16 protein-coding genes are annotated in these 21,497 nt (G+C 41.1%); 5 read left to right on the plus strand and 11 right to left on the minus strand.

Going from position 1 to position 21,497, the window contains the following annotated elements:
• From AC4E96_RS10120 to AC4E96_RS10145, 6 genes are all read right to left on the minus strand, one after another.
• On the minus strand, positions 1-2,395 hold a 2,395-nt coding region (locus AC4E96_RS10120), incomplete at its 3' end, for a DUF349 domain-containing protein (protein ID WP_490255733.1).
• Positions 2,385-2,666, minus strand: coding sequence for a YeaC family protein (locus tag AC4E96_RS10125; RefSeq protein WP_488033960.1), 282 nt, complete (start codon positions 2,664-2,666; stop codon positions 2,385-2,387). The genes AC4E96_RS10125 and AC4E96_RS10120, both read right to left, overlap by 11 nt.
• 41 nt (positions 2,667-2,707) lie before the next feature.
• On the minus strand, positions 2,708-3,034 hold the full coding sequence (locus AC4E96_RS10130) for a zinc ribbon domain-containing protein (protein ID WP_488033961.1): 327 nt from the start codon (positions 3,032-3,034) through the stop codon (positions 2,708-2,710).
• A gap of 123 nt (positions 3,035-3,157) precedes the next feature.
• Positions 3,158-4,831: an alanine/glycine:cation symporter family protein gene (locus AC4E96_RS10135; RefSeq protein ID WP_488033962.1), complete on the minus strand. Its 1,674-nt coding sequence runs from the start codon at positions 4,829-4,831 to the stop codon at positions 3,158-3,160.
• Positions 4,832-4,930: 99 nt separating this feature from the next.
• Positions 4,931-6,058 (minus strand): M14 family metallopeptidase, encoded by a 1,128-nt coding sequence (locus tag AC4E96_RS10140; protein ID WP_490255734.1) that lies wholly within the window; start codon positions 6,056-6,058, stop codon positions 4,931-4,933.
• A 101-nt stretch (positions 6,059-6,159) separates the two neighbouring features.
• Positions 6,160-6,780 (minus strand): TlpA family protein disulfide reductase, encoded by a 621-nt coding sequence (locus tag AC4E96_RS10145; RefSeq protein ID WP_490255735.1) that lies wholly within the window; start codon positions 6,778-6,780, stop codon positions 6,160-6,162.
• Positions 6,781-7,207: 427 nt separating this feature from the next.
• Between AC4E96_RS10145 and AC4E96_RS10150 the strand changes: the two genes are divergently transcribed.
• Complete coding sequence (locus AC4E96_RS10150) at positions 7,208-8,410, plus strand: hypothetical protein (protein WP_490255736.1); 1,203 nt, start codon at positions 7,208-7,210, stop codon at positions 8,408-8,410.
• The gene (locus AC4E96_RS10155) at positions 8,410-8,850 is read left to right on the plus strand and encodes a hypothetical protein (protein WP_490255737.1); all 441 of its coding nucleotides are present in this window, start codon (positions 8,410-8,412) and stop codon (positions 8,848-8,850) included. The genes AC4E96_RS10150 and AC4E96_RS10155 overlap by 1 nt, the downstream gene beginning before the upstream one ends.
• Before the next feature lie 63 nt (positions 8,851-8,913).
• Here the strand turns inward: AC4E96_RS10155 and AC4E96_RS10160 are convergent, their stop codons facing one another.
• From AC4E96_RS10160 to AC4E96_RS10175, 4 genes are all read right to left on the minus strand, one after another.
• A complete protein-coding gene (locus AC4E96_RS10160) occupies positions 8,914-11,013 on the minus strand; it encodes an EAL domain-containing protein (protein WP_490255738.1) in 2,100 nt (699 codons plus the stop codon).
• A 127-nt stretch (positions 11,014-11,140) separates the two neighbouring features.
• The gene (locus AC4E96_RS10165; RefSeq protein ID WP_488033968.1) at positions 11,141-12,583 is read right to left on the minus strand and encodes a glyceraldehyde-3-phosphate dehydrogenase; all 1,443 of its coding nucleotides are present in this window, start codon (positions 12,581-12,583) and stop codon (positions 11,141-11,143) included.
• Positions 12,584-12,779: 196 nt separating this feature from the next.
• Positions 12,780-13,181: a peptide-methionine (R)-S-oxide reductase MsrB gene (gene msrB / locus AC4E96_RS10170; protein ID WP_490255739.1), complete on the minus strand. Its 402-nt coding sequence runs from the start codon at positions 13,179-13,181 to the stop codon at positions 12,780-12,782.
• A 93-nt stretch (positions 13,182-13,274) separates the two neighbouring features.
• A complete protein-coding gene (locus AC4E96_RS10175; protein ID WP_488033970.1) occupies positions 13,275-14,246 on the minus strand; it encodes a LysR family transcriptional regulator in 972 nt (323 codons plus the stop codon).
• A 103-nt stretch (positions 14,247-14,349) separates the two neighbouring features.
• Between AC4E96_RS10175 and AC4E96_RS10180 the strand changes: the two genes are divergently transcribed.
• Genes AC4E96_RS10180 through AC4E96_RS10190 form a run of 3 tightly spaced genes read left to right on the plus strand, consistent with a single transcriptional unit; the run spans position 14,350 to position 19,721 of the window.
• Positions 14,350-15,549, plus strand: a complete 1,200-nt coding sequence (locus tag AC4E96_RS10180) for an efflux RND transporter periplasmic adaptor subunit (protein WP_490255740.1) — start codon at positions 14,350-14,352, stop codon at positions 15,547-15,549.
• A 2-nt stretch (positions 15,550-15,551) separates the two neighbouring features.
• Positions 15,552-18,698, plus strand: coding sequence for an efflux RND transporter permease subunit (locus tag AC4E96_RS10185; protein WP_490255741.1), 3,147 nt, complete (start codon positions 15,552-15,554; stop codon positions 18,696-18,698).
• Between the two features lie 24 nt (positions 18,699-18,722).
• Complete coding sequence (locus tag AC4E96_RS10190; RefSeq protein ID WP_490255742.1) at positions 18,723-19,721, plus strand: zinc-binding dehydrogenase; 999 nt, start codon at positions 18,723-18,725, stop codon at positions 19,719-19,721.
• A gap of 165 nt (positions 19,722-19,886) precedes the next feature.
• Here AC4E96_RS10190 and gndA read toward each other — a convergent pair whose 3' ends face one another.
• On the minus strand, positions 19,887-21,413 hold the full coding sequence (gene gndA / locus AC4E96_RS10195; protein WP_488033344.1) for an NADP-dependent phosphogluconate dehydrogenase: 1,527 nt from the start codon (positions 21,411-21,413) through the stop codon (positions 19,887-19,889).
• Positions 21,414-21,497 lie beyond the last annotated feature (84 nt).

Genomic DNA, 21,497 nt, shown 5'->3' on the forward strand with positions numbered 1-21,497 from the left:
CCAGTTTAGACTCTAGATCTTTTACTTCGGCAAAAGTGTTAGCGTCGGTCAAATCTTTCGCTAGTTGGGTCAAGAAAGAGTTAATGACTTGAGCTTGTTCATTTGATGCTTGTTTTTCTTCATCACGCTGCTTGGATAATCCATTAAAAAACGAGTCGTTAATGCCTCTAAACTTACGCCAAAGTGAATTATCAGCCTTTGGACCAGCAAAACCTAATTGCTTCCATTCGTTTTGTAGTTGCTTGAGCGAAGCGACTTTGTCTGAATTTGAGACTTCTTGTGAACTAACGGTTTGCTCAGCTTTGTCGATAAGCTTTTGTTTGGCCTCTTTATTAGCAAAATGCTCGGCAGTGATTAATGCCTTTATATCTCGGTATAACGCCTGATATTGCTTATTTTGAAATTGGACTTTGTCTTTATCAATTAAGCCGATAGCAGACCAATTCTTTTGTAACTGTGCAAAAAGCTTTTCCACTTCTTTCCAAGCAATATTTTTGGATTGTTGAAGTTGCTGTAATAACTCTGACAGTTGCGCCAATACCGTATTTTGCAACGCTAAATTGTCGGCACGTTCTTTTTCTTGCTCGCTGTAAAACTCGCGGCACGGTTCAAAGGCTTTTTCTAATAGCTCGTTAAAGCTATCAACTTCTGCCTTGTAGCGTTCTGTATCTACTCTTAGGCTGTTCCAATCCTTGCGAAGTACCTTAATGCGATACGCTTGTTCGGTAAGATCGGCGATAGGTTGTTCTGCAAGTGATTGAGCACGCTCAATTAATTCTTTAACCTTCGGCTCTGTGATCGCGGTTTGTAATTCAACTAACTTTTCAATGTCGTTAGTCGCATTTTGCCAACGATCTTGCAGTCGCGCTTTATTACTCGTATCAAGCGAGTCAAAGTTACGCTCTAGCTTTCGATATAAACCGAGTGCATCGTTAAAACGGCCTTGATTTATTAAATCTGGTAAGTCTTTTAAGCGATTGCTGATGAAACGAAATGTTTGTTTTTGTTGCTGTTCTACCTTGCTCGCCTGTTCTTTAAAATCAAAATCACTTTGTGCTAAGGCAAGCGACAAAGCTTCTCTATTAAATGACGAAGACTTAATCTGACTTTTCTGTGTTTTGAATTCGTTGTACGCATCTATCCAAGCTGTCGTGTTCAATTCTAATTGGTTTAGCTTTGATACGTGTGTTGCAACTAAGACTACCTGTGCGGTACTTTCTTTGAACGTTTCCCAATCAACTTTCAAGCCTTGTAATTCTTTTGTAAGTTTTGATTGATCAGCCGCGTCAAGCAGTGAAACTGACTCTGCAGCCATTTTCTCTAATTCAGCCACCTCTGACTCAGTCGTTTCTATAAGTTGGCTTATTGTTGAAATTGCTTTATCCGAATCAACTTCTGTTATTTGATCGGTTTCTGACGATTCTTTTTTCTCTAAATTTTCTGTCAAATTCGCAATTGCCAGTTCAACCTTTTGATTTAAAGCGTGTCTGTATTGCTCAATACACGCTTTAGCTTCACGTTTTTGAGCTGCTTTTCGTTCGACTTTTTCTTCTTGTGCTTTACGTGCGTTAAAGTCAGCTTTTAGGGAGTCTTGTTTTGCAGTTAAATCTTTTGTGAATAACTGATACTTACCATCAAACTCTGAGACTAAGCTGTCATCTAAAGTTGAAAACTCTTTACTTAACGTGCTCCATTGCTGGGCCAGTGTCTCAATTGACGCCGTTAATTTTGCGTAGTCATTTTGTTCTTTGAGTGCTTTCAATTGGGCCAATACTAAACGCAACTCTTGCTCCAATTCCACTGGGCGTTGCTCTTGCTGCAGTCGGCTTTCTAATTCATTACTCGCAAGCTCTGCGATTTTTGGCGCTGCATGTTTGGCAACTTTTTTTAATAGTTTTTTATCTTCAAGACTATCGACCAATTGCTTGGCAAACTCTTGTGAAAGTACTTTGTTGATTAGCGCTTCTGCTGAAAGGCTGTCTTTGTTCACCTTTTTAAGTAAAGGCTGTAACAGCTTTTCTTCATTGATATCGTTAAACCAAGTCCCCAACAAGCTTGGTGGCGCGCTTTGTTCTATAAAAGTAATTTTCTCTGCTAAAGCCAAAGTGGATGACGGTTCTGTGATAAAAGTCGCAAGCTGAGATTGCGCTTTTTTACGGATGCCATTGTCGGCATCTTGTTTAAATGCCTGCCAAAACAAGCCAAAGTCATTTAATTTTACTAATGCTTGCCAACGAACGTTAGCAACTGCATCGTTAAAGGCCAGTTCGTGTAAGGTCTTTTTGTCGTCAACAGAATGCGAATCTAGCTCTGCAATCGCCTGAATTCGCTCACTTTCTTTTTCACTTTGCCACTTTTGTGCTTTATTTTTAGAAAATAACTTCTTAAATATCATCTTCGTTGAACCTAGCGATGTCCGTTTCTCTTAAAAACTCTTTTTTGAGTTCGCGCTTTGATTTCATCACCATTTCACCATCAGCTCCTACGGTGAAATGCTCCGTTGATTTCTCAATTTTGGATTGATAAGCCAACACCAATTGTAAAGAGTCTTCTCTTTGTTTATCTGTTAGCTTTTGGCCGTTTTGCCACTTGCCCGTTTCGACTGCAAACTTTAAGTTTTCGTACACTTCTGGTGTAACGCTGGCTAATAACTTATCTAAACTCATAACTACCTCTGACTCACCGCGTTAAGCGCCGTGAACTTAAATTAAGATTTACTTCTTTTGGCCCAAATAATGATAAATCGATTAACGATGTACCAAATAAAACCTATAACAACAGACGCCTGTGCAGCTAAATACTGAGGAGATTCGGTGTCTTCGATTTTGTATACTGAAAAACAGCCGGCAAGGAACAAAATCATTGCCAAAAATTGATAGGTTTGAAGGTTTTGATTGTGCTTAAGGGATTTGATTCTGCTCATCGAGTGAAGCTTCTCTTCACTTAGGTTTTCCATATCTAAACCGCAATGTGAGCATTCTTTACTTTTATCCGAAATTGATTTGTTGCACTGTGGGCATTTGATGATTGCCATGGTTACCTCTTTACCAAATAAGCGAGTGTATTTGGGATTGAATCCGCTAAAACAAATAAGAGCACGAAAGTTGCCTGACGTGCTCTTATGAAGTTTATCGATTTTAATCAATAATTAATACGGTTAACCTTCTTTTTTGTGTTCCTTTTCGAAGTTTACCCAGTATTCATCAACGGTTTCTTTCATTTCCTTGCGAAGTAACATAATACCTAGCAAGTTAGGTAGCGTCATCACAACGATAGCCACCGCTGCCAACGTCCAAATTAATGACGTATCCGCGAACGATGCCCAGAAGAAACCTGCAACATAGATAACGCGATAAGGCATTACTGAACGTGCACCCAACAAGTAGGTCATCGCACGGTCACCATAGTAACTCCATGCAATCGCAGTTGAGAAAGCAAATAACAATAAACCAATCGTTACTATGTATTTGCCTGACTCACCGAAGTAACCACGTGTAAACGCTTCTGTAGTCAGAGACGCTGAGTGGATCAGTGAGTCACCTTTAACAACAATTTCTTGATTCTTAAGCTGACCGTCTACGATGTTTAATGTGCCGTTATAAGCGTGTTCACCTGGTAGTAAGAACACGACGTTCTCAGCGAATGAACGTGAGTTAATGATAGTGAAACCATCACTTACCGCCTTACCTTCTTTAACGATGATCTCACCTTGATAAAGCTCAGCGTCGTTTGGCATTTCATTTAAATATGCTGCCACTTCCTTAAACTGATCTTCATTTTCTTGTTGATATTCACCAGCAAGAATGATCATGTCAGAACGTTGGAATTCGTTTTCGTGTTTCTCATGCCATGCACCAGAAGACAAGATAACCATACCTGTAAGTGTACAGATGATGATGGTATCGATGAACGGTTCAAGAATTGAAACCATACCTTCTGATACCGGCTCTTTTGCTTTAGCTGCTGCGTGAGCAATTGGCGCAGAACCTTGACCCGCTTCGTTCGAGAATAAGCCACGGTTAACACCCTTAGTGAATGCATACGCAAATGCTGCACCAACGAAACCACCCGTTGCCGCCGAACCTGTGAATGCATCAGCAAAAACAGAAACAAATGAAGGAACTAGGTTTTCGATGTTGTAGAAGATAACGCCTAATGCACCAATGATGTATAAAGCGGCCATTAGAGGTACAACACGTGATGTGATGTACGCAATGCGCTTAATACCACCTAGGATTACCATCGCTAACAAGATAGCTAATACGCCACCTGTTACCATGTGCTCAATACCAAACGAGTCATTCATTGACTGAGCGATGTTGTTAATTTGCGGTAAGCTACCTGTACCAAATGAGCTGATTACGGTTGCAACAGCAAAAAGTACCGCTAACCATTTCATATTTAAGCGACGGTCCATGTAGTACATCGGACCACCAGACATTGTACCGTCTTCAGCTTTAACACGGTATTTGTGAGATAACGTTACCTCAACAAATTTTGTTGTCATACCAAAGAAAGCCGTCATCCACATCCAAAATAGTGCTGCTGGACCACCGATTGACAGTGCTAGTGCAACACCACCTATGTTACCAGTACCAACAGTACCTGATAGTGCCGTTGATAACGCTTGGAAGTGGTTAGTATCACCTTCCGCGTCTTTCTTGTCATATTTACCCGTCAGAACACGCCAAGCGTGCTTGAAATAACGGATTTGTGGAAACTTTAGATATATGGTGAAAAATACGCCCACGCCCAATAGCACATAAGGGAACCACGGTGAGCTTCCTAGTAGGCTATCAAGAAACAAGAGCAAATCATTAAGCGAGTTCACTGGATATTCCTTTTTAAATATTGTTATTAGTTAATTATCGTTTTTATTTTTATGGGTACGTTAAGAAAAAAAGGGCCTACTGCCCTTTTTCTTAATTTTTTAGCGCAATTGATCCACTACTGCTAAAACGGCAGTCAATGCATCAGCTCCAAATTTTGCCGATCGGACATCGTTCCATCCGTAGACTTCATCTGGTGCGTCGTTGTGATCCTTAAATGGCATTTCAACGGTGTAAGACAAACATTTAAACGTTTCGCCAACCCAAGCAGCGCCAACGGTAGGTAGTGCTTGGCCCGGTTCGTCTTTTGGATAACCGTAAACATCTTGGAACTCTGGAGTCGCTGCCGCGTATGCTGCTTTAAAGGCTTCTTCTAGACCTTTGTGACGCTCATCATAACTTTTGATACCTTCACAGCCTGCAACAAAGTTGTATGGAATTGCTTCGTCGCCGTGAATGTCTAGGAACATATCAACACCCGTTTCGTGCATCATTTTTGTGACGTAATACACTTCTGGGCTTTTCTCTAGACTTGGCTCTAACCATTCACGGTTAAGGTTGGTACCTACGGCGTTTGTTCTTAAGTGACCACGAACAGAACCATCTGGGTTCATGTTTGGTACAACATAAAACACCGCTTTTTGCAGTAATAATCGTGCCGTTGCGTCATCACCATCAAATAAACGGTTTAGTAGGCCTTCAACATACCACTCCGCCATGCTCTCGCCTGGGTGTTGACGTGCTGTGATCCAAATGACTTTTTTGTCAGCGGATGGCTGACCGATTTGCAGTAACGAAATGTCACGACCGTCAAGCGTTTCACCTAGCGTTATTAATTGTGTTTCAGGGTTGAGTTGTGATTGATGAATCAAATCTAAGTGGCGTTCGTACGAATAAGGCACAAAGTACGAATAAAAGACATTATCAAACTCTGGAATGTGATTGATGATCAATTCACCGTCGCGGTATTCAGTCGGCACACGGAACCAAGTTTCACGATCGTATGACGCCATAGCCTGGTAGTTTTCCCACCCTTCTGGATAAGCGGCAGTTTTCGCATTTACAATGCGTAATGTGTGCTCTTCACCTGCAGTAGTTTCAAGCTTAAAGTGAAACCACTGGTAAAAATCAGACTGGTGATCTTTTTTAATGTTTAGTTGAATATTTGATTTTGAGGATAGGTCAACGACTTCAATGTTGCCGCTGTCGAAATTGCTTGTGATTCTCATATTTTCGGATCCATCTCTTATTATTACTTAGAGGTTATCACAGAAATTCCGAGTCTAGCCAGTATTTACCTTTGTTTTCCGATGGATCAACGGATCTTTGTTTACAAAGTAAGCGTTCGGACCATTAATCCAACTTCCGAGCTATAACCCATCGACTTAGCCTGTATCACGCCATTTTCATCAAGGACATAATAAGTAGGAAACCCTTGAATCAAGAAGTCCTGAGAAGTTTGCGAGTTTCCCAGCAAGGTTGGTAAAGTAAGTTGTTTATCTGCAACAAACTGAGCCACTTCTGCAGGTGTCTCATAACTAAGGGCGATACTTACAACGTTAATTTTATCAGCGTTGTCTTTATGAAAAGATTCTAGGTTTGGCATAGAAACACGGCACACCGAGCACCAAGGAGCCCAGAAATAAAGAATACTGGGTTTGCCTTTTAGCTCGTTTAACGACAAAGTTGTTAAAGCGTTGTTAGCTTTTGGGTTTGTAGCGTCTTTAAGGCCCGCCTTATTGACAAAATAGTTTGACGGCACGACGTTAATTCCTGATAAGGCAGGTTTTTCGTTATGCAGTGAATTATGCTTTGAAACCGGGTTAACTACCGCTAAATTAAAATTAGGTGCACTTTGGTTTGTATCTAAAAGGCTTAACTCTCTAAACCAACTGATCAAATGAAATAAAACAAAAAAGAAAACAACTTGTAGGGATAGATTTTTAATCATTTGATGACTTTTGGAACCACACTAAACACACAACAATACTGACAAAAAAACAAACTACAGGCACAGTTGCGATGAGAGAGGCCGCAAAAATCGGCGATGGAGCTAATGACAATTGCACCAAAACCGTTGTCAAAGAGACAGCAATAAATATAGAAATTATACTAGCAATATTACGAGTCATCTTACACCTCACCCGACTTCTAAATGAGGAGCTACAATATCAGGGATTCCCCTATATTTTAAGGCTTTTCCTTAGAACTTTTATTAATCAGAGTGCCGTTTTTATAACGTTTTATCGCGTTAATAAAGAACCTAATGATTTAACTAAAGAAAAGTAGGCATTTTGATAAAAAACATTTCCTTTCGACAAGATAAATACAAATTGATGTCTATACTTTTTACGAAAGTTAAAAGTGAGGAATTTTGAGTGTTTTTGATTAAGCGACCAAATTTAGTTGGAATTGTATGCCTTATTTCGTTAATAGGATCTACGAATGCACTCTCTGAAACTGAACCAGACTTTAGTTTTTCAGGGTTTGGTCAGGTTATAGGTGGTCATTTAAACACTGACCAAGCTAAATATCATGGATATTCAGACTCCTTTTCTTTTGATCAAGAAACCTTAATTGGAATTCAGGCCGACTATATATTTAACGATACGTTTGCCGCCTCTGGTCAGGCCGTTGGATATACGTCTGACGTTAAGCAATCAGGCATTGAGTGGCTTTTTTTAAATATCACTCCATCAAAGCGCTGGCAAGTTCGTCTAGGCCGACATAAGACGCCATTTTTTAACTATAGTGACAGTACTGACGTCGGTTTTACTTACCCCTGGATCACGCTTCCACAACAAGTTTATAACTTCTACCTTTTTAGAAGTTTTGAAGGTGCATTTGTTCGTTATGACTTGCCAAGCAAAACAATGGCACTGAACTTTGAAGCATACTGGGGCTCATTTGATGATGATTATTACATTGGTGAAGAACGAGTTGATGTAGAGGTTGATGGGTTATCCGGGCTAATAGCCAATGTTTCCGTTTCTGATTTTACGTTTAGGGCATCTTATCACCAGGGTGACGTGAAAGTAGCCCTTCCTCAAATTGAACAATTCGCGCAAGTCTTAGCACTCAATGGTTTTGTCAAAAGCGCTCAAAGTCTCGAGATCGATGGTCAGCTAGAGTTTTACCAAGCCAGCGCTAACTACGAAACCCCATACAACTTCGTCCGTTCAGAATGGACTAGAGTCGCTCCTAACTTCTTGACTGTCCCAGATTTGAGAGCTTACTACATTAGCGCAGGACTATATCAATACCCCTTTACTTATCACTTAACTTACGCACATAGTTCAGCCAAATTTAATGAGCCTATATCGGAGATTCCCATAGGAGTTGACCCGCAACTAGATGCATTAGCTTTTGCCTATCAAGGCGTTTTCAATAGCTTGGACGAAGACAGCTTAAAAAGTATTTCGGTTGGTGTTAGATGGGATCTAAAACCAAACATTGCGCTAAAAGGTGATATCACTTTCTTAGATGGAGACGAAAATAAAAGAAGCTTTTTTGAAATTAGTGACGACAGTTTTGATCGTAGCGCTACGCTTGTACAGTTTGGTGTGACGTGGGTGTTCTAATGAAAAAAGTCATTAAACAAATATTAACTACAACATCTTTACTTGCGCTTACGATAAACCTAAATGCGGTTAATGCGCGTACTGATGAGGTAATTGTTGTTGCCAATGTTGATAGCGAAGTTAGCCTCACCAGACAAGAGGTAAAATCCCTATTTATGGGTGGCGTAGTGGTTGACGACCTAAAACCTATCGCACTTCCCGCTAATAACCCTGCTAGAGTTGTTTTTAATACCAAGGTTTTGGGGTTAACCGAAACACGCGTACAGTCATATTGGGCACAAATGCGGTTTACGGGGCGTAAAAAGCCGCCTATTGAAGTTCAAGATCAACTTTCACTTATTGAGTACTTAATTAAAACACCGAACTCAGTCGGTTATTTACCTGTTGATGCAGATATTCCTGAAGGCTTAAAAGTTGTCTATGAGCCGGTTAAAAACTAGTAAACATACATTATGAACGTCAACTGGTAGCCCTGATGGAAATTTTGGTTTTGTTTAGATAAATTATGCTTGTTTTTGGGTTTCTTTATCCTCTCCCCCAAATGTATTTGTCGATACATTTGTTAGTTGTATTTCATCGATTGGTTGAGGCTTACTAAAGTAATATCCCTGAATTTGGTCACAATCCCTATTAAATAAATAGCTCGATTGACGAGCTGTTTCTACGCCTTCTGCACAAATTGACAAATTAAGTTGTCTGGCGAGTTTTATAATCGTTGTCGTAATTAACGTACTTCGCTCGTTGATCTCAAGTTCGTCAATAAACTGCTTGTCAATTTTAAGTGTATTAATGGGCATTTTGGTAAGATAACCAAGAGAGGAATAACCCGTCCCAAAATCGTCTAATGCAATGCTCGCGCCCAGTGCATTTAGCTTTTTCAAAAACGTATCTGCTTCATTAAAATTTTCGAGGTAGGATGATTCTGTCACCTCAAACTCAGTGTTTTTTGGCGAGATATTATACTTTTCATAACAATCTTCTATAAAACTTAGTAGTTCTACTCTTTTAATATCAGTAGCAGATAGGTTTATTGAAACCTTTGTACCATTCCCAAATTGCTGCTTTAACTTTTCAATATCGTTAAACGTTTGATTAATAACCCACTCCGTAATATAGACAATTCGCCCTGTCGCTTCAGCAATTGGAATAAACTCTGCTGGAGAAACAAAACCTAATTTGCTGCCCAACCAACGAACAAGTGCTTCAAAGCCTACTACTTGCCCATGTTTATCGACTTTTGCTTGATAATAGACCTTAAACTCACCATCACTTAATCCCGGCACTATGGCACTCGCTATTGCTAACTTACGTCTGTTATCTTCCATCATCTCTGGAAGAAACGAAGTATGGCAACCTTTACCCGCCTGTTTTGAACGATACATCGCTATATCGGCATTGGCCATAAAGTTGGATATTTTATACTTCGCTTCTCTCGCTTCTGAAATCCCGATACTAATAGTAACTTCTACCTCCCATCCGTTCACATGCACTGGTTGTTCAACGCTTTCTACTATACGACTCGCGATTTCCTGTAACAAAATGGGTTCTGGTGAGTTATATAACAAAAGTAAAAACTCATCACCGCCAAGACGCGCTAATATGTCTCCTTGACGCGTATGTGCTTTTATTCTCTTTGTGATCTGAGTTAAGAGGCCATCGCCGATATCATGGCCATAAGAATCATTCACTTCCTTAAAACCATCGAGGTCCATGTACATCAGCGCCAAATTTTGTCCTTCTCTTTGGGCTCTATCGAGTTCTATTCTCAACGATTCCATAAAAAACTGCCGGTTGGGTAGACCTGTCAGTGGGTCAAAGTTGGCAAGACGCTCCATCTGTCTTTGTTGATCTTTAAGCCGTAATGTTATTTTTTGATTTTTTGTTGTTTCGTCCTCAATCGTTTCCATCATGTTGTTGAAGTCTTCACTCAGTAGTTTTACTTCCTCTTTACCACCTACATTGAACCGAACGCTATAGTCTTTGTTGTCTTTTACAAAATTTGCTAAATCAGCCAGCCGTGTTAATGGTATAAGCAGATCACTTTGCAACCGAATAAGAAAGTAAACGACAACACATAGAATACCAATTACGATAGGAACGAGATTTTTTAACAGGCTTATATTACTTTCGGTTAGTGCTGCGCGAGCATCTTTGATAATAATTAGGTAACCAAGAGGAAAACTTCTGTCACCAATACGCTGAATTGAAATCAAGCTGTCTTTAGTGAAATGCATTCCCATAGCAAAGTTTTTGATGTTGTTCGGAATGTGAACCAATGGGTTTTCTTTATTTACAGAACTTGCTTTCCCAACGTAAAGCTGAGAGAGCGACCAGTCGCGATCATATATTGCGCCTACCATGATATTTTCATAGCTGTCGAGAGTTAACATCCTCGTTACCAGTTCAATATCATTATTACCGTTTGCCATCATCGGTACTAAGTCATTAGACATGTTTATAGATAACGCATTTAAATCTTGAGTCACCGCCTGTTTATAAAGCCTCTCATGCTCAAAAATGGATAAGGATATAATCGCCACTGCCATGACTAAAAATGTTGATATTGTGTAGGTCGCCAAAGACCCTTTAATGCTTCTTAACAATATAGCTACCTGTGACTCAAACTTTTGTACTTATAAGATTAGTCAAAGATGCCGTTTTTCGCAGGGACTACAGGTAATAAAAAAGCCGAAGTCAAAAACTTCGGCTTTAGAAAGGAGTCTAGAATGATTAAGCTGGAAGAGTTGGGTATTCAATACCTGCCATGTCTTGCATAACGCGTACTACCTGACAGCTGTAACCAAACTCGTTGTCATACCATACGTATAACACTGTGCGGTTGTCTTCAACGATAGTTGCTTGTGAGTCAACAACACCGGCATAACGACTACCAACTAAGTCAGTTGAAACAATCTCTGTTGAGCTTGTGAAGTCGACTTGATCTTTTAGTTCTGAGTGAAGTGCAACATCTAACAAGAAGTCATTTAATTCGTCTCTTGTCGTGCTTGTATCAAGGTTCAAGTTCATGATGGCCATAGATACATTTGGAGTTGGAACACGGATTGCGTTACCTGTCAGTTTACCTGTTAACTCTGGTAGTGCTTTAGATACTGCTTTGGCGGCACCGGTTGATGTCAATACCATGTTTAGTGCAGCTGAACGACCACGACGCTCTGCTTTGTGGAAGTTGTCGATTAGGTTTTGGTCATTGGTATACGAGTGAACTGTCTCAACGTGACCATTTGCAATACCAAACTTATCGTTGATCGCTTTAAGAACAGGCGTAATCGCGTTAGTTGTACAACTTGCCGCACAAACAATCTTATCGTCAGCATTGATGTCGCCTTCGTTAACGCCGTATACAATGTTCTTAATATTGCCACCAGCTGGTGCAGTAAGAAGAACTTTAGACGTACCTTTAGATTTAAGGTGTAAACCTAAGCCATCTTCATCTTTCCAAATACCCGTGTTATCTACGATTAGCGCGTTGTTAATACCGTATTGTGTGTAGTCAATGCTATCTGGAGAGTTTGCATAAATAACTTGGATGTATGAACCATTTGCCTTGATAACATTAGTTTCATTATCAACAGTAATGCTGCCATTGAATGGACCGTGTACAGAGTCACGACGTAATAAACTCGCACGCTTTTCTAAATCGCCATCTTTACCGCCACGAACAACAATTGCACGAAGGCGTAGGTTAGCGTTTGGACCGTTGCGCTCAATTAACAAACGAGCCAATAGACGACCAATACGACCAAAACCATAAAGGACAACGTCTTGCGGCTCTTTTCCAGTACCACCAGCAATGGTTTCTAATTCTTTCTCTAGGTATTCTTGTTTTGATAGACCTTCACCAGCGTTTTTATAAAGGTAACCGTAAGCCAATTTACCTAAGTCAATTTTGGCTGGTTTGAGATCCATTGATGCGATTAATTCTAAAAACTCAAAGCTTTCACGTAAACGAAGTTTTTGGCCTTCGTACTTAGTTACTGTTTTGTGTGCTTTGATAATATCGATTGTAGAAGCAGAAATTAAAGGACGACCATAAACACAAATTTCGACGCCATGGTTACGGTATAAACTACCTACGATTGGTTGCATTTTGTCTGCAAAATCTTGTCTTTCTAACCAACTTTTTTGATATTGCTGTTCTGGAGTTAGTGTCATTACCTCTACCCTTCCACTTTCAAAAATTAATCCAAGATCAGAGTCATTCCGATCGAAACAGCGGCATTGTAAACTAATAAAATGAAAGTTTAAATGTAATAATACAAAAAGACTTACAGAAAATGCATTGGCGATTGTAGAGTCTGGATAAATTAAGGCCTCAAACCTAAGAAACAAAGCACTTTTGGGCGTTATATCAACCCGATTTGTTCACACTAAATGTAAGTGACGCCGAATTAACACAGTAACGCTTACCAGTGTTTGTTGGTCCATCGTCAAAGACATGTCCAAGGTGAGCCTCACAATTTGAACATACTATTTCAATTCGTTGCATTCCATGACTGTTGTCGTGGATATAGTCAATAGCGCCAGCGTGGCATTCATCGAATGAGGGCCAACCACAATGTGACTCAAACTTTTGGTTTGAATAAAACAACTCTTGGTTACAACAGACACAAGCATATATGCCTTTGCGTTGTTCATCTAACAACTCACCAGTAAAGGGACGTTCAGTGCCTTTTAATTGAGTTACATAAAATTGCTCTTCGGTTAGTTTATCCTTTAGCTCTGCTTTGGAAGGTGGTGTTTGTTTTTTCATAAATCGCCCTTTGTATTTAGCTTCTGCTATTGTTGTACGACCGTTAGTAAGCCTTAGTTTCGTGTTTGCTGCGACAATGTATAATCTTAGCAGTTATAAAAGTGCCGGTTGTGGTTTAGAAGCGTTCCCATACAAGGTTTCAAAGTTAGGTATAAGCGCTTCCCAAACTGGAACACGTGAACCAATCACTTCTTTCATTGCTTCTAGGAAAAGTCGTGTTTTGATTGGCGAATCTCGATGAGGATAAACGGCGTACAAAGCTCCAAAATCTGCCAACGCCACATCAGTAAGAATAGGAATAAGCTTTCCTTCTAATATTTGGTTATTCAACATCGCCGCTGAGATAACAGAAAATACATTCCCAGACTCAGCAGCACTAACTAGCATTTCGGTGTCATTGACTTTAAAAGTAGGATTTAGATCGAACGAGGCAACTTGACCGTGCTCGTTTGTATAATGAAGTGTATCTGTAACTAATCCATCATTAGCGTATACGGCACATGGTAATGACTTCAGTTCATCAATAGTTTTAGGCATACCGTACCTTTCGATAAATTCCGGTGACGCAACTATTGCAAGGCGATTTCTTGCTAACTTACGTGCTATTAACGTAGAGTCTTTAGGGTCACCAAACCTAAACCCAATGTCATAACCCTCACCCACCATATCGACAACTCGGTCATCTAAGCGAAGCTCTACGTCCAGTTGCGGAAAACGACGCTGAAACTCAATAATGGCTGGTTGCACATACATTCGGCCAAATTGACTCGCGCTTGTGATCTTTAGCTTACCCTTTGGTTCACTGTGATAGTTTTGAGCTAAACGTTTAGTTTCATTAAGCAAGGTACGCAGCGCCACTGCCTGAGCTATTATCTCATTACCTGCCGCGGTTAATGATAATGAGCGTGTCGTTCTATTAAGCACTCTCACGCCCAGTTCATCTTCAAGCCTAGCAATCTGCTTTGAAATAACCGAACGGTCTACGTTTCTGTATTCAGATACTTTAGCAAAAGTACCTAACTCTTTTACCTCTAATAAAAGTAATAAGCGACTAGCGAAATCCATTACAAACCCTATTGGTGCAATTTAAGCACTAATAATATGCCAATTCGAGCATTTTTGTTAGTGATAAATGAGTTTATAGTGCACCGCAATATAGGAGAATCATATGAAAAAGTTATTACCGTTAGGCCTCGTAAGTGTAGCACTGAGTGCAATCATTGGCTGCTCAGAACCACAAGCATCCGCACAAGCACAAACTCCACCGCCGCCACCGATTGACGTGGCAAGTGTGAATCAGATGGAGATAACCGACTGGTATACCTTTACGACTCGACTTCAAGCACCTGAGATCGTTAATTTACGTCCTCGCGTTTCTGGCATTATAGATGAAGTTAATTTTATTGAAGGGTCAATCGTCACAGAAGGCGACCCGTTATTCGTTCTAGATTTGCGTTCGTTTGAAGCTGAAGTGACAAGCCTAGAAGCACACTTAACACGTGCTAAAGCGGCTTTACAGCAAGCCAAAAGTGAATTTAACCGTGCTAAGTCCCTAAGCCAAACCAGCGCAATTTCTGCAGAAGAAACCGAAGCCCGACGTGCTACATTTGCACAAAGGCAAGCGGACGTTAGTTCTATTTCAGCGTCGCTGAACATTGCTAAGCTAAACTTAGACTTCGCAACAATTAAAGCGCCAATTTCTGGCCGTATTTCTAAAGCCAATATAACTAAAGGTAACACTGTCCGTGTCAATGACACTGTGCTTACCTCTATTGTTGCTACCGACAATATGTACGCCTATTTCGATATTGATGAACGTACTTGGAACAGTAAGTTTGCACAACTAGGCAAAGTACAAGGCTTACCAGTTAGATTAGAATTGTTAGGCCACAATGAAGCGGCAACCTTTGGTACGTTGGATTTTGTTGATAATGCGATTAATCCAAACACAGGTACCTTGACCGTTCGCGCACGATTCCCAAACGAAGACAACCAACTAACTCCGGGTTCATTCGCCCGTGTATCTATTGCACCTTCTGAGTTTGAACTCCAAGTGTTAGTACCAGATCGTGCCATCGGTACAGACTTAAAGAACAAATTCATCTTGACCCTAAATGAAGACAACACGATAGCCTATACACCTGTCCAAACAGGTAAACGTATCGGTGAATACCGCATCATTGAGTCTGGCTTAGTAGCTGGTGCTAAGATCTTGGTCAATGGTCCTGCAAAAGTAGGTCCTGGCATGACAATCACACCAAGAGAAGTTGAACTTGAATTACCAAAGTCTCTATTAGTCAGTGAATTCAAAAAGCAACTAAACAAAAATACAGCAGGCCAATCTCAAAACGTTATGGGTGCTAAGTAATAATGAAGTTTTCTCACTTTTTTATCAATAGACCGATATTTGCGGTCATGCTATCCCTAGTGATCCTAATCGCTGGTGGTATCTCATTGACACAGCTTCCTGTTAGCGAATACCCAGAAGTGGTGCCACCTACTGTAGTGGTAAACGCGGCTTACCCAGGTGCAAACCCTAAAGTCATTGCTGAAACAGTTGCGACACCTCTCGAGCAAGAAATAAATGGTGTTGAAAATATGTTATACATGTTTTCTCAAGCAACCAGTGATGGTCGCTTAACCCTAACGGTCACCTTCGCTCTTGGTACTGACTTAGACAGAGCTCAGGTACAAGTTCAAAACCGGGTTAACAGCGCTTTGCCAAGATTGCCACAAGAAGTGCAAAGGTTAGGTGTGGTCGCTGAAAAGTCTTCTCCTGACTTGGCGCTTGTTGTTCATTTGTTCTCGCCTGAAAAAACACACGATATTAGTTACTTATCTAATTACGCGGACATTTATGTAAAAGACAATTTAGCTCGCTTAGGTGCGGTTGGTGATGTAAGGGTCTTTGGTGGCGGCCAATATTCATTGCGTTTGTGGTTAAACCCAGATCAACTTGCCGAACACAAACTTACGGCATCAGATGTAGTTGCAGCCGTGAGAAGTCAAAACCGTCAAGTAGCAGCAGGATCTTTGGGCTCACAACCAACCACTTTGGATAATCAATTCCAAGTATTGCTCAATGTAAAAGGTCGCCTAGATAACATTGAAGAGTTTAATGACATCGTCATCAAAGTTGGCGAACAAGGTCAAATAACTCGTCTAAAAGACATAGGTAGAGTTGAGCTAGGCCAAAACACTTATTCACTTCGTGCCATGTTAGACGGTCAGCCAGCGGTAGCATTACCTATCTTCCAACGCCCAGGTTCTAATGCGATTCAATTATCTGATGATGTCCGCAGTGTTATGGCTGATTTATCTCAACGTTTTCCACAAGGCGTTGAATACGACATCGTCTATGACCCAACCATTTTCGTACGCGGCTCTATTGATGCGGTAATCGCTACTCTTTTAGAAGCCATTTTGTTGGTTGTTATCGTTGTTATCCTGTTTTTACAAACGTGGCGCGCATCTATCATCCCATTAATTGCTGTACCCGTTTCATTGGTTGGTACTTTTGCAGCCATGCAATGGTTAGGTGTATCGATTAACACCTTGTCCTTGTTTGGTCTAGTCCTTGCCATAGGTATTGTTGTCGATGATGCCATCGTTGTTGTAGAAAACGTTGAGCGGAACATTGAAAATGGCTTGTCGCCTTTTGATGCAACCAAGCAGGCGATGACGGAAGTAACAGGCCCTATCATTGCCATTGCGCTAGTGTTGTGTGCCGTATTTATTCCTACAGCCTTTATCACGGGACTATCTGGCCAATTTTATAAACAGTTTGCTTTAACGATTACAATTTCGACTTTAATTTCGGCACTTAACTCTCTGACCTTATCGCCAGCCTTGTCGGCTATTTTATTGAAGCCTCATGGTAGCAAGCCAGATGCACCAACGCGTTTGTTAAACAAAGTATTTGGTCGCTGGTTGTTCACGCCATTCAATAATATGTTTGAAAAGGCCTCTGCAAGTTACGTGAAGTTCGTAAAACGACTGATCCGCTTCTCTGCAATCGTAATGGTGCTGTATGCTGGGCTTTTACTTCTTACGTCTAAGTTGTTTGATGACATCCCGGGTGGCTTTATTCCACAACAAGACAAACAATACTTAGTTGCTATTGCTCAGTTACCTGACGCTTCAAGCTTAGACAGAACAGAGAGCGTTGTTAAAGAAATGGAACAAATTGCTCTGAATACTCCAGGCGTCAAACATACCGTTTCTTTTCCAGGCTTGTCGGTGAATGGTTTTACCAACAGTCCAAACAGCGGTATTGTTTTTGTTACTTTAGATGACTTTGAAAATCGTACCAACCCTGCGTTATCTGCTATGGCTATCGCTGGACAACTCAATGGCGCGTTTTATGGTATCGATGAAGCATTTGTTGCCGTCTTCCCACCTCCGCCAATTCAAGGTTTGGGCACAACGGGTGGCTTTAAGTTGCAAATTGAAGACAGAGCCAACCTAGGTTTCGAGGCGTTGTTTAATAACTTACAAGCCGTAATTGGTAACGCATACAAAGAACCAGAATTAACCGGTTTATACTCAAGTTTCCGTATTCAAGTGCCACAAATGGATATTGAAATTGACCGTGAACAAGCGTTGACTCAAGGAATTCCATTAAGTGAAGTCTTTGATGCCTTACAAATTTACTTAGGCTCAGTATACGTGAACGACTTCAATCTGTTTGGCCGTACCTACCAAGTAACGGCACAAGCTGACGCTGAATTCCGCCTGGACCCAGATCAAATCTTACAATACAAAGTCAGAAACGCTCGCGGCGAAATGGTCCCACTAGGTAGTGTATTGACGGTGACTCCAACAACAGGCCCAGACCGTGTGATGCACTACAACGGTTATCCATCAGCGGAACTGAATGGCTCTCCTGCACCTGGATATTCTTCTGATCAAGCACAGCGAGCCATCGAACGTGTTCTAGCTGCAACCCTAGAAGAAGGCATGGAATACGAGTGGACTGAAGTAACCTACCAACAAATCCTGGCTGGCAATACAATGGTTTACGTATTTCCGTTAGTTGTTGTTTTGGTCTTCATGGTACTGGCTTCTCAATATGAGAGTTTGCGTTTGCCATTAGCCATCATTTTGATTGTCCCTATGACTATTTTAAGTGCATTAGTGGGTGTTTGGCTCGTTGGCGGAGATAACAACATCTTTACCCAAATCGCCTTAATTGTATTGGTCGCACTTGCCTGTAAGAACGCCATATTGATGGTCGAATTTGCCAAAGAGAAAACGGATGCGGGTCAATCAACATTAGATGCAATTATAGAAGCTTGTCGCTTAAGACTTCGCCCTATTCTAATGACATCAATCGCGTTTACTGCTGGTGTTGTACCCTTAGTGTTAGCAAGTGGTGCCGGCAGTGAAATGCGTGAAACTATGGGTATTGCGGTTTTCTCTGGCATGATTGGTGTGACTATCTTTGGCTTGTTGTTTACGCCTGTTTTTTATATGTTAGTCGCTAAAAAGACACAACAAATTAGTAAAACCAACTAATTCTGCGTTGTAGAGGAGAGTGTTTTGACCCTGCTAAACTCAATGAAAGCCATCGTCGTTAGCGAACCTAACGACGCACTGTCCCTTAAAACTTTGACGCTTGACGTGCCTGTACGTCAAGAAGGTCAACATTTGATAAAAGTGGAGCGCGTGGGACTAAACCCAGTGGATGCAAAACTGGTAAAGTCTGGTTTTGAACAGTGGCAATATCCTCATGTCATTGGACTCGATGCAGTTGGAACGGTTGTTGATTGTGATACAGGAGCTCAACCGGCCATTGGCAAACGCGTCATGTTGCACTCTAGTATTTTAGAACAAGGGGTTTTATCTGAGTATATTGTCGTGCCTAGTCACGCACTGATTGATGTACCAGAGAATGTTGATGCAGATACTGCAGCAACCATCCCGTGTGCAGGTTTAACCGCTTACTTGAGCATAGAAAGACTCAGCTTAACGGAAGATCAAACGCTCCTTGTTGAGGGCGGTAGTACAGCTGTTGGCCAATTCGCGATTCAAATGGCAAAATTTTTGGGATATCGCGTTATCGCAACGGCAAGCCCAGATAAGTTTACCTATTTACGTGGTTTAGGAGCTGAACACGTTCTTAATTATCGCGATACCGATCTTATTGAACAAGTAAGAGCCATCACTATGGAGCGTGGTGTTGATGCCGTGTTAGATACTATAGGTGGCGAAGTAACAGCACGTGCCGTAGAAATGTTGAAGTTTACCGGTGCGATTTCAACTCTTGTGGAATATGATCCTATTGATCCCGGCCTACTCTTCAGAAAAGCCCCTCAAATAAACTCTATTTCCTTGGGTGGTGCTTGGTTAGCCAAAGATATGTGTGCTCAACTTAAAATGGCGTTTGTGGGTAATAAAATGATGAATTGTATTGCCTCTAAAGACATTACGATACCAAAAGTGATTCCTGTTGAGTTTAATGCTGACGCGGTATCTGAAGCATTGAATAAGCAATTGGATGGACATGTCTTTGGTAAGCAGATCGTTCAGGTTAGTTAACTTATGTGATTGCGAGTCTGTAAGTTGGCCAACTGAGAGATCACTAGTTTCATTAAGTATACAGTTAGCAGTTAGCAGTTAGCAGTTAGTACAAAACCAAAAAAGAGAGCATCGGCTCTCTTTTTTTATACTTTGACTCATTTACTTGGACTCACAGTACTAACTCTATTTTACTTTAGTAATAGGTCGTCCAGGTTTACTCCACTCAACGTGATACATTTTGCCATCGCTCTTATCAACACGAGCAAAAGTATGAGCACCAAAGAAGTCTCGCTGACCTTGAAGTAAATTAGCAGGCAAAGTCGCACTTCGGTATGAATCGTAATACGCTAATGCAGAAGAGAATGCTCCTACCGGAACTCCCATCAAAGACGAGTTAGCGATCGTACGACGCCAGTTATTTTGATATTTGGCGATTTGACCAGCAAAGAATGGATCAATTAGTAGATTCGCTAAGTCTTCATCTCGCTCGTAAGCATCAGCAATTGACTGTAAGAAAACAGCTCTAATAATACAACCAGCACGCCAAATTTTAGCTATACCTGCAAAGTCTAATACCCAACCGTGTTCTTTTGCAGCCATGCTCATTAATTGGAAACCTTGCGCATAAGCACAGATTTTTGAGCAATATAACGCGTCGTGAAGTTGTTCAATGACTTCTTCTTTAGACAAACCTAGATCGTCTAATTCTGGGCCCGCTAATATCTTAGATGCAGCGATACGATTTTCTTTTTGAGTCGACAATGCTCGAGCATAAACCGCTGATGTTATCGTTGGCGAAGGTGCACCAACTTGTAGACTACTTACAGCAGTCCACAGTCCTGTACCTTTCTGGCCTGCTTTATCCAAAATGATATCTACGAGTGGCTGATTGGTTTCTGGATCTTCATGCTCGAGTACTTCGGCACTAATTTCTATTAGGTAACTGTTTAACGCACCTTCATTCCACTCTCTAAAAATAGCCGCAATTTCTTTTGGTGTCAGACCCAATGCCGTACGCAGGATATTGTATGCCTCACAAATCAACTGCATATCTGCATATTCGATGCCGTTGTGAACCATTTTAACGTAGTGGCCAGAACCTGTTTCACCAATGTAGGTAGCGCATGGTTCGCCTTCTAATACTGGGTTACCTGGTTCATGTCGTTCGATCGGCTTGCCGGTATCTGGATCAACTTTCGCTGCGATTGCCTTAAACATTGGTTCGATACGAGTCCATGCATATCTGTCACCACTTGGCATTAACGACGCACCAAAACGAGCCCCTACTTCACCACCAGACACAGCCGTTGAGAAGAATAAGAACTTGCCTTCGTATTGTGCTTCACGCTCAACCGTATCTGTCCAAAGGCTGTTACCAGTATCCACAATGATGTCGTCAGCTTGAATACCTGCATCAATTAGCTTGTGACATACGTCATCGACAGGAGCGCCGGCAGGAACAGATAAGATAATTAAGTGAGGAGAAGAAAGTTTAGAGAGAAGTTCGGTATAAGAAGTACAAGGGAAAATTCGTTGAGGGCCGTCTTTGCGTTCGAGCGTATCTTGCTCGATGGCGGCTTCTACCTTTTCAGTATCTAGGTCAAAAGCTGCAATTTTGTATCCATTATCCGCTAGATTAAGGGCTAAGTTTTTACCCATAACGCCCAAGCCAATAAACCCAATATCACACAACGTAGTCTTGTCTGTCATATAACTTCTCTTTGTTTTAGAGTGCGTGTTTTTGAAAATTTGCCGGATTATACAGAACTCACCGGCAACTTTATACTATAAGAA

The organism is Psychrosphaera sp. (assembly GCF_982872775.1).